Origin of the sequence: Hyphomicrobium sp. (genome assembly GCF_020852195.1) — a bacterium.
Lineage (GTDB): Bacteria > Pseudomonadota > Alphaproteobacteria > Rhizobiales > Hyphomicrobiaceae > Hyphomicrobium_C.
Window position 1 is genome coordinate 1 of record NZ_JADZBI010000028.1, and the last position, 9,584, is coordinate 9,584.

The following is a 9,584-nucleotide window of genomic DNA, read 5'->3' on the forward strand; positions in this document are numbered from 1 at the left end:
CGTGCCGCTCGCGCTCGCCACCGGCGCCGGCGCCGAGAGCCGCCAGCAGATCGGCTGGGTCATCGTCGGCGGCATGAGCCTCGGTACGGTGCTGACGCTGTTCGTCGTGCCGACCGTCTTGAGCCTGATCGGCGCCTCGCACCGCCACGTCGACGAGCCCGACGCCACCCCCGCCACCGCCCCGGCCGAATAGCTCGCCGTTATCGCGTTGGGCTCACCTCTCAGGTCATGGCCGGGCTTGACCCGGCCATCCAGGGGCAACTTGTTCGGACGTTTGCGCTGGCCCTGGATGGCCGCCTGTCGATGCGAAGCATCGCTCCGCGATGACGGCGGCCATGACACGGGGGAAGGGCTATTTTAGGAATGCCCTCAGCACCAGCGCCGCGCGGCGCCGACGGCATCGAGCACGTGGCCCGAGACGCTGCGGCCCTTGCGGCTCGCAAGCTGCAAGGCCATCGCCGCGAGGTCCGCGTCGGAGGCCTGGTGCGCATCCCCGCCGAGCACCGCGATCGACGACGGCGGCGCAACGGCATTGATGCGGATCCCGTGTTCGCCCCACTCGCGCGCGAGCCCACGCGTCAGCTCGGCGAGCTCCGCACGCAGGATGTCGGCGAGCATCATGGCGCGCCCGCCCGCGGCGTCCTGCACCCGCACCACGTTGAGGATCGAGCCCTCGACCCAGACCAGCCGCATGCGATTGGCCGCCACCTCCGTCAGCCGCAATGGCAAGCGCAGCGCATCGGAAATCAGCCCTTCGACATCCTCGGCGGTGTCGATCGCGCACGCGGCGGCAGCGCTCACCGGAACGAGGTTGATCACCGCATCGAGACCGCCGAAATCCTGTGCCGCCGCGCGCACGAGGCGCACGGCATCCTCCTCGCTCTCGAGCGGCGTGTTGAAAAGCTTGATCTCGACGCAGCTCTCCGCGAGCACGGCGGCGAGCTCCGTCATCTCGGGGCTGTCTTCCGGCGACTGAAGGATGAGATGCGCGCCCTGGTCGGCAAAGGCGCGGGCAATGTCGAAGCCCGAGGCCGACGTCAGCCCCGTAATGAGAACGCGGGCGCCCTTGAGCTCGGGCAGCGCCAGGGAGCAGCACTCACGCGCAATCACGCTCATCAACATGGACGGGTCTCCTTCATACGCCGGACAGAGAGGCGGCCCGGACAGGAAGGATACCATGCCGATTCGCCTAACGACCTCTAAACGGCGCCTCGATTCGGGTGCCCTCTAGGCTGCGCAATGGCTGATTTGCGGCTCTCCCCTTGGAAATCCATGGCACGCGCGCACCGCTCGCCGGTGCATCCGCGCCACGCTTTTCCTAAGTCGTCGGTCGGCCTCACGAAATGCTGGTGATACCGCGGGGCGTTCACGTTGCCTTGCGAGGGGAACGGCCCGACTCTGTCGGATGAGCGATTCGCAAGGAATGGGTCGTGTCTGCGCACGTATTGGGGGAAAGCGGATTATGACGCGAAATCAGACAGCCTCACAGACCATTGTGGTGGTGGCCATGGGCTTGGTCGCCGGCGCAAGCGCGGTGGCGCTGCATCAGCATGCGGGCATGCCGGGACCGGTCGCCGCCACGGCGGCGTTGTCGGCCTACCTGCTGCTGCTCACGCTTCACGCCTTCCTCTGGCGCAAGGGACGCAGCGCACTTGAGCCGGCGCGCCCGCGTGACGTGCGCGCGAACGGGCTGCGCCGTCCGCAGGATGCCGCCCACCGCGTGCCGCCCGCCATGCCCATGCCTCCCTCCGGCCCGCTGAGCAAGGCTCCGCTGCCGCATGGCCCGGGCAACCAGGCTCCGCTTCCCCAGGGCGTGCGCCCCAATGCGCCGCCGCCTCCAGCGCCCCCTCCGTTCGAAGCCAAGACGCGTGCGCCGATCGGCGCAACCGGTATGCCGGCCGGAGGCCCCCCGATGCCGGCCGCGGGGCCGATGCCCCCTGCGCCGCCGGCTCCGCCCCAGGCGCAGCGCCAGGCCGAGCGCGCAGGCCCCCCGCCTCTTCCCGCGAGCCCACCCCCAGCGGCCGCCCCGATGGCCGACGACCTCCAGGACCTCTGGTCCTTTCGGCCATCTGCGTCCGGGCAAAAGCTTCCACCGTTTGTAACGGGCCGAGCGCCCGGCCAGCCTGTCGAGCCGACGCTACCCGGTCCCGCGACCGGGCGCGGGCCCGCCTCCGCAGCGCCTGCACGGCCCGCGGCGCCGCAGCCGAGAGCCGGCGCACCGCGCGAAGCGGACGTCGAGGTGATCCAGGACGCCATCAAGCGGCTGCTCGAGGAGGTCAACGCCGCCGAGCAGACGCGCTCCCAGGCTCAGGGCGCGCCGCGCAGTGCCCCCGCCGGCACGCCGCCACCGCCTCAGGCCGCGCCGGCGCCGTCCTCGCCCGATGCCTCCATCGAGCGCTCGATCGAGGCCCTGCGCATGACGGCCGGCACCATGCGCGCCGCCCGTGGCGCAGGCGAGGCTGCTCCGGTAGCCGCGGGCGCACCTCAGCCGCCGCCCTTGCCGCCGTTCGTGCGCCCCGCGCAGCCGCGCGCCACCTCGCCTGCGGACGCCCGCGCGCGCCTCATGGCCGACGCCATCTCCGCCGGCCGCATCGATGTCGCCCTCGAGCCGATCCTCGGCCTCGAGGACCAGCAGACGCGCCACTACGAGGTAAGCGTGCGACTGCGCGACGCCGACGGCAACCCACTCGATGTGACGCCGGACGGGCCTGACCTGCGCGGCACCGGCCTGCTCCCGCTGTTCGACGGCGTACGCGTGGCGCGCACGGCCGCCGTCGCGCGCCGTCTCGAGGATCGCGGCAAGAACGGCTCGGTGTTCTCGGCCTTCAGCGGCGAGTCCGTCGCCGACGAGCATTTCCTCGGCGAGCTGGCCGAGACGCTGCATCTGCGCGCGAGCCTCGCCTCGCAGCTCGTCCTCTCCTTCACGCAGGGCGACGTGCGCGGCTTCTCGACGCCGGAATGGGACTCGCTCGCCGACATGCGCGCGCTCGGCTTCCGCTTCGCGATCTCGCACATGACCGATCTCGACATGGACTTCGAGGCGCTGGCCGATCAAGGCTTCGTGTTCGCCAAGCTCGACGCATCCGTGTTCCTCGATGGCCTGCGCGCACCGAGCGGACATCTCCCCTCGAGCGACGTCTGCCGGCACCTGGCCAAGCACGGCCTGACGCTGGTGGTCGAGCACATCGACGACGACGAGCTGTTGGCGCGCGTGTTCGGCTTCGGCGTGCTTCTCGGCCAGGGGCAGCTCTTCGGCGGCGCGCGCCCGGTACGTGCCGAGGTCGTCAACGACAGGGCGCGGGGCACCGGCAGCACGGCAGGGGCCAGGGCGACAGCCTGAGGCGGCCCAGCCCAGGCCAGCCCTACCGGACGACTGAGCTTGCCGAACGGCAGGCCAGCCGTTAGGCATGCGCCATGGAGCCACCCGCAGCCCTTCAGCCCATCCCGATCCTGACGTCGATCTCCGGCCTCGCGCCGGCACGCGACGTCTGGCTGACGGATGTCTGGGGCGTGATCCACAACGGCGTCGAGCCGTTCGCAGCGGCGTGCGAGGCATGCACGCGGTTTCGCCTCGCCGGCGGCACGGTCATTCTGCTGTCCAACGCCCCGCGCCCGGCCGCCAGCGTCGCCGCTCAGCTCGACCGCATCGGCGTGCCGCGCTTTGCCTGGGACGCCATCCTGACCTCGGGCGACGCGGCCCGCAGCCTCGTCGGCGCCTTCGCCGGCAAGCGCGTGTTCCACCTCGGCCCCGAGCGCGACCTCTCGCTCTACGACGGCCTCGACGTCACGCTCGCCGAGCCCACCGACGCCGATGCCGTCTCCTGCACGGGCCTCTTCGACGACGAGATCGAGACGCCCGCCGACTACGCCGAGCTTCTGGCCACGCTGGCCGAGCGCAAGCTGCCGATGGTGTGTGCGAACCCGGACCTCACCGTCGAGCGCGGGTCGAAGATCGTCTATTGCGCCGGCGCCCTCGCCGCCGACTACGAGGTCAAGGGCGGCAGCGTCGCCTATGCCGGTAAGCCCTACCTGCCCATCTACGAGATGGCCTTCGCCCTGATCCAGGAGCTGAAGCAGAAGCCGGTTGCGAAGGATCGCATCCTCTGCATCGGCGACGGCATCCGCACGGACATCAAGGGCGCCGCGGCGGCCGGCCTCGCGAGCGTATTCATCGCCAGCGGCGTGCACGTCGCGGCGAGGCTGACGAGCGACGTCCTGAACGATCTCTTTCCCACGCCCGACATCCGCCCCATCGCCGCCCTGCCCGCGCTCGCGTGGTGATCCCGCGACCGCTCGCTCCAGCAGGCTTCTTTGCGCAGGCGCACCCCACGCCATCCCTGTCATCCCGGCCAAGCGACAGCGCGATTGCGATGTCGCGCAGAGCCGGGACCCAGAGCCCAAACGGAGACGTTGAACGTGTTACCCTGGATCCCGGCGCTACGCGGCTGCGCCGCCCCGGCCGGGATGACACCGTGAGGGTGCGCTCCCTCAACCGACCGTCAAAACGATCTTGCCGATGTGCTGGCTCGTCTCCATGCGCGCATGCGCTGCCGCGGCGTCGGCGAGCGGGAACGTGCTGTCGATCACGATTTTGACCTTGCCGGCAGCCACCAGCGGCAGCGTGTGTGCCTCCACCACCCGCGCGATGCCGCCCTTCACCGCCGTCGGCCGGATACGCAGCGTCGAGCCGGTGAGTGTCAGGCGCTTCAGCATCACGCGCATCATGTCGACCGTCACCTTCGAGCCCGCCTGGTAGCCGATGTTGACGAGCCGCCCGTCGTCGGCAAGCGAGCGGATGTTGCAGTCCACGTAATCGCCGCCGACCATATCGAGAATAACGTCGACGCCGCGCCCCTCGGTCTCCGCCTTGACCGCCTCGACGAAGTCCTCGTTACGGTAGTTGACGGCGCGGCGCGCACCGAGCGCAAGGCACGCCGCACACTTCTCCGCCGATCCCGCGGTCGCGATCACCTTGGCGCCGAACGCGGCCCCGAGCTGGATGGCCGTCACGCCGATGCCGCTGGTGCCACCGTGCACGAGCAGCCACTCCCCGGCCTTGAGCGCGCCCCGCTCGAACACGTTGTGCCAGACTGTGAAGAACGTCTCCGGTATGGCCGCCGCCTCGATCATCGACACGCCGTCCGGCACTGGCAGCACCGCCGCTTCGTCCGCGAGCGCGAACTCGGCATAGCCGCCGCCGTTGAGCAGCGCCATGACGCCGTCTCCGATCCTGAACCGCGCCGCACCCTCGCCCACGGCCACAACCGTGCCGGCAACCTCGAGCCCCGGCAGCTCGGAATGCCCCTTGGGCGCCGGGTAGAGTCCCTTCCGCTGCAGCACGTCGGGCCGGTTGACGCCGGCCGCCGCGACCTTGATCAGCACCTGCCCCGCGCCCGGCGTCGCCACCGGACGTTGCTCAGCGACGAGAACCTCGGGCCCGCCCTTGCCGTGAATGGCGACGACGGTCATGGTCTCGGGCAAGGTCGGCATCGCAAGGCTCCTCGGAATATCTCCGTCGCGTGCATAGCGGGCGGATCGGCGTCCGACAACCCGCACCGCTTGAGGCACGCCCGCGAAAGTGTCACGCTTGGTGCGCGAGAAGAACGCACGCCACTGGAGACGTCATGGATTGGGACGATGCACGGCCGACGCCGCCGAAATCCGCGAGCATCGGCGAAAATCTCGAGACCCTGTCGGTCGCCGAGTTGGAGCAGCGCATCGCAGCGTTCACGGCCGAGATCGAGCGCGTGAAGGCCGAGCTTGCGAAAAAGCGCGCACACGAAAACGCGGCCGCAGCCCTGTTCAAGAAGCCCGGCAGCTGACGGATGAGCCGGAAAACAGCGTAAATGCTTCCGTTTTAGCCCGCATTGACCTCACAAGCCGAGGCCGATAGCATCCGGCCCCTCCGCAACATGGAGTGGCCGCAGACGCAGGAGTGCTTCCGGAGAAGACCTGTCCCGATCGAAACGGGACGAAATTCGGTCTCGCCGCAAACAGCACGACCAACGAAGTCCGGCCGCAAACACCTTGATCGAGCTCCTGATCGTCCTCGGCCTCATTCTCCTGAACGGCCTCTTTGCGCTGTCGGAGCTGGCCATTGTCTCATCCCGTCCGCAGCGTCTCAAAGCCATGGCCGCCAGCGGCCAAAGGGGTGCGGAAAGTGCGCTGGCCCTATCCTCCGATCCCGGGCGCTTCCTGTCGGCCGTGCAAATCGGCATCACCATGATCGGCACCATCAACGGCGTCTACTCGGGCGAGACCTTCGGCGAGTACGCCTACGCCGCCCTGCGCGAGGCCGGGCTGCCCGAGGCGGCGGCGACACCGATCGGCTACGGCACCGTCATCGCCGTCATCACCTATTTGTCGGTCATCATCGGCGAGCTGGTGCCGAAGAACATCGCACTGCGCAACGCCGAGGGGATCGCCTGCATGATCGCGCCGATCATGACCGCGTTCTCGCGCTTCGCGAGCCCAGCCGTTTCGCTGCTCGATGCCTCGACGCGCCTGGTGTTCCGAGTATTCGGCCAGGCGGAGACCAGCGAGAACCAGGTTTCGGACGAAGAGATCGCAATCCTGATCGCCGAGGCGGAGGCGGCGGGCGTTCTGGAAAAGCCCGAGCGCGAGATGATCTCGGGCGTCATGCGCCTCGCCGATCGCACGGTCGTCGGCCTTATGACGCCGCGCACCGACGTCGACTGGATCGACATCGCGACCAGCGAGGAGGAGATCCGTCAGCAACTGATCGAGACACCGCATTCGCTGATCCCGGTCGGCGAGGACACCATCGACACGCTGGTCGGTGTCGTGCGCGCGCGAGACCTGCTCGCGGCACAGCTTTCCGGCCAGCCCCTCGATGTCCGCGCCTACATCCGCAAGGTACCGATCATCCCGGAAACCATGGACGCCCTCGATGCGCTCGGCATCCTGCGCGAGGCCGATGTTCCGGTCGCCCTCATCCATGACGAGTACGGCCACTTCGAAGGGCTCGTCACGCCGGCCGACGTGCTGGAGGCGATCGTCGGCGCCTTCAAGTCCGAGGAGGACGGCCCCAACGCGGTCCAGCGCGCCAACGGCTCCTGGCTGCTGGCGGGGTCCATGCCGGTGGACGAGATGGCCGACAAGCTGGGGCTCGCGCTGCCCCCCAAGCGCAGCTACGCCACGCTCGCCGGCTTCCTGCTGTCCGAGCTCCAGCACATTCCGAAGACAGGCGAGATCATCGAGACCAGCGGCTGGCGCTTCGAGGTGGTCGATCTGGACGGCCGGCGCATAGACAAGGTCATGGCGTCCCGCATCCACGGCGCCGCTCCGAACTAGGAGATACGGCCTGGGCATCGCTCCGCCGGCTGCCGTCTCGGAACGGGGCGACGCGTTTAGACTGTCACGGTTCGTAATCGTGAACGTGAAATCGATTCGAAATCGTCAATTGTTAAGCCTTCGTTAGGGAACGGCGCGTAGGCTTCTGCTCATCCAGACATCTGGATCCTGGGGTGGTGCCTAGCCACCCTGTTTGACGCCTCCCTGTTGACTTCTGAGCCGCCGCGAGGCGGCTCATTTTTTTCGGCGCGGCTCTTGCAAGGATCACGGGGCCCGATCGTTCCTTTGGATTGTCTCCTTCTTGGCCAATTTTGTTAACTCTGGCCTCTTAGGATCCAATGGTGTTAAGGTCAGCAAAAAGTAGGCGTCTGTGTCGAAGCGTGTCATGAGCAACGGTTCCAGCGTAGAAAACCTGTTCGCAGCCAAGGGCGAGACGGTCTCCTTCGGAGAGCGTTTCCAGGCCTCCGAGCAGTTCGATCGTGTCTTCTCCGAGGGCATGGCCCTGGTCGAGCGGTCGGCGGCCTATCTCGATGGCGAGGGGCGCCGCGAGAGTAAGGGTCTCCCGAACCAGGTCACGGTCCTCTACGCCACCGAGAGCATGCGCCTCACCACGCGGCTGCTCGAGCTCGCGTCCTGGCTCCTGATCCGCCGCGCTCTGAAGGAAGGCGAGATCACGCGCGAGGAGGCCGAGGCCAAGCGCGCGCGCGTCAAGCTGCAGACGCTCGGGCGCCCGGCCCACACCAAGGGATTCTCCGACCTACCGCAGGGGCTGCGCGACCTGATCGACGCGAGCTTCCAGCTCCACGACCGCATCGTTCAGCTCGACCGCGCCATGCTGCCCATCGAAGGTGAGGCCGATGACGCGCCCGTCAATCCGGTCGCGACACAGATCAACACGCTCGAGCGGGCGTTCTCAACTGGCCTGCGCCGCGCCGCCGTGCGCTGAGACCGTCGCGCTCCACACAACAGAAAAGGCCCGGACGAAGCCGGGCCTTTTTCGTTTTTCGAGCCGGGCGAGCGGTGGCGCCGCCGAACTCTTAGAAGATGCCTTCGAACTTCTTCTTGAAGCGAGACAGCCGCCCGCCGCGGTCCATCAGGCGCTGATCGCCGCCCGTCCAGGCCGGATGCGAGGACGGATCGATGTCGAGGTGCAGCTCGTCGCCCTCTTTCCCGTAGGTAGAGTAGGTGACGAATTGCGTGCCGTCGGTCATCTTGACCGTGATCTGATGGTAGTCGGGATGCAGGTCGGGGTCACGTTTCATGGCGCGATGCTCGTTTGCGAAGGGGCCGGACGTGCAGACCGCGCAAGGAATTGGCGCAGCGCACCAAAAGCGGCGGGATGCCCGACGGCGCGACCCCGAATTTCTGGATGCGCTTCTATAGTCGAGATGCCCCGGTCGCACAAGCATCGAAAAACCGAGCGCTGAACATGGGTTACGGGATCGTCCGGGCGGGCAGAGCGCGCCGTTAAGCCTGCCCGGCGCGGCATTCCGCGCTCTGCGCCCCGTTGCCGTTGACGCCGGGGCGCGATGTCGCGCATGGTCCCGCACAATGGAAGACACCGAATGAGGTGTGGCTGATCATTGTCAATGCGAACCCCGCCGGGCGCCGCGAGACTGCTGATCGGCCGTGAAAAAACAATAGGGATGGGGACGCCGCCCGTTTCCGCGAAGGGAAAGGGGCGGTCGCGCTCCAGGGAACGCCCAATGCGAAAGACCGAGACGTGAGTTCGAAGGAACATGCGCGGATTCTGCCGCTCGCCGACAGGGCCGGCTCGTCCGATGCGCCGCCCGAGACCGGCCGCCCGTCGCTGCGCCCGCTGCTGGCGCTCAAGCCTTATCTGATCCGTCATCCGGCCCCGCTCGCCGGAGCCGCCGTGGCCCTCATCGTCTCCGCCGTCGCCATGCTCGCGGTGCCCATGGCCGTGCGCCGCATGATCGATCACGGCTTCGGTGCCCAGGACGGCGCCATGATCGACCAGTACTTCATGATGCTGATCGTCATCGGCGTCGTGCTGGCGGTGGCGAGCGCGGCCCGCTTCTACCTCGTCAACTGGATCGGCGAGCGCGTGGTCGCGGATCTGCGCGCCGACGTCTTCGCTCATCTCGCGCGACTAGGCCCCGACTTCTACGAGCGCACCCATTCCGGCGAGGTGATGAGCCGCCTCACGGCCGACACTACGCAGATCAAGGCCGTCGCGGGCTCCGCCATCTCGCAGGCGCTGCGCAACGCCATCATGCTGGTAGGCGCCCTCGTGATGATGATCGTCA

At 68.2% G+C, this 9,584-nt stretch carries 10 protein-coding genes; 7 read left to right on the top strand and 3 right to left on the bottom strand.

Translation table 11 applies throughout. From position 1 onward, the window contains the following. Window positions 1-193 (top strand): efflux RND transporter permease subunit (locus IT540_RS02445; RefSeq protein WP_291172761.1); only part of this gene is annotated, 193 nt, incomplete at its 5' end. Window positions 194-369: 176 nt separating this feature from the next. On the opposite strand, the gene IT540_RS02450 is transcribed toward IT540_RS02445, so the two are convergent. Further along, entirely contained in the window at window positions 370-1,122 is a 753-nt protein-coding gene (locus IT540_RS02450) for an SDR family oxidoreductase (RefSeq protein WP_291172763.1), read from the bottom strand. A 340-nt stretch (window positions 1,123-1,462) separates the two neighbouring features. Between IT540_RS02450 and IT540_RS02455 the strand changes: the two genes are divergently transcribed. Together IT540_RS02455 and IT540_RS02460 are read left to right on the top strand one after the other, a co-directional pair. Beyond that, complete coding sequence (locus IT540_RS02455; protein ID WP_291172765.1) at window positions 1,463-3,340, top strand: EAL domain-containing protein; 1,878 nt, start codon at window positions 1,463-1,465, stop codon at window positions 3,338-3,340. Window positions 3,341-3,414: 74 nt separating this feature from the next. Beyond that, entirely contained in the window at window positions 3,415-4,281 is an 867-nt protein-coding gene (locus IT540_RS02460) for a TIGR01459 family HAD-type hydrolase (protein ID WP_291172767.1), read from the top strand. 207 nt (window positions 4,282-4,488) lie between these two features. On the opposite strand, the gene IT540_RS02465 is transcribed toward IT540_RS02460, so the two are convergent. Continuing rightward, window positions 4,489-5,490 (bottom strand): NAD(P)H-quinone oxidoreductase, encoded by a 1,002-nt coding sequence (locus IT540_RS02465; RefSeq protein WP_291172770.1) that lies wholly within the window; start codon window positions 5,488-5,490, stop codon window positions 4,489-4,491. 134 nt (window positions 5,491-5,624) lie between these two features. Here IT540_RS02465 and IT540_RS02470 point away from each other — a divergent pair, with 134 nt between their 5' ends. From IT540_RS02470 to IT540_RS02480, 3 genes are all read left to right on the top strand, one after another. After that, window positions 5,625-5,822, top strand: a complete 198-nt coding sequence (locus IT540_RS02470; protein WP_291172772.1) for a DUF1192 domain-containing protein — start codon at window positions 5,625-5,627, stop codon at window positions 5,820-5,822. 205 nt (window positions 5,823-6,027) lie between these two features. Then, the gene (locus tag IT540_RS02475; RefSeq protein ID WP_291172774.1) at window positions 6,028-7,314 is read left to right on the top strand and encodes a hemolysin family protein; all 1,287 of its coding nucleotides are present in this window, start codon (window positions 6,028-6,030) and stop codon (window positions 7,312-7,314) included. A 385-nt stretch (window positions 7,315-7,699) separates the two neighbouring features. Beyond that, window positions 7,700-8,260, top strand: a complete 561-nt coding sequence (locus IT540_RS02480; protein ID WP_291172777.1) for a DUF1465 family protein — start codon at window positions 7,700-7,702, stop codon at window positions 8,258-8,260. 91 nt (window positions 8,261-8,351) lie between these two features. Here the strand turns inward: IT540_RS02480 and rpmE are convergent, their stop codons facing one another. After that, on the bottom strand, window positions 8,352-8,576 hold the full coding sequence (rpmE, locus tag IT540_RS02485; RefSeq protein ID WP_291172779.1) for a 50S ribosomal protein L31: 225 nt from the start codon (window positions 8,574-8,576) through the stop codon (window positions 8,352-8,354). Between the two features lie 461 nt (window positions 8,577-9,037). Here rpmE and IT540_RS02490 point away from each other — a divergent pair. Continuing rightward, window positions 9,038-9,584, top strand: a 547-nt coding sequence (locus IT540_RS02490) for an ABC transporter transmembrane domain-containing protein (RefSeq protein ID WP_291172781.1), incomplete at its 3' end; no start/stop codon positions are given.